The following is a 259-nucleotide window of genomic DNA, read 5'->3' on the forward strand; positions in this document are numbered from 1 at the left end:
GCCACCGCCACAGTCGCTGCGCCGACCGTGATCAACACGGACGAACCCGTGGAATTGCCCGCCATGCCCGTCGAACCGGAAAGAAGCACTCCCTTCCTGACCATCCGCGATTTAAGATCCGGCAGTGACGCCTTCCGGGCTGTCGCGGCTCGTGCCAACACGGAATCGCATTCGCGAATCCCGCCCGAGCCTCACCCGGCAGCCGTCGCCGCTGACCCGCCGGCCACCGGCGACATGCCCGCCATGTCTGACTCACCGG

The 259-nt window shown here is 67.2% G+C and carries 1 protein-coding gene; it reads left to right on the plus strand.

The features are described from left to right. Nucleotides 1-259: hypothetical protein (locus tag ACZ3HG_RS24135; RefSeq protein ID WP_465334963.1), on the plus strand; the 259-nt coding region annotated here is incomplete at both ends.

This window comes from Erwinia sp. PME.40.26/001 (genome assembly GCF_055556675.1).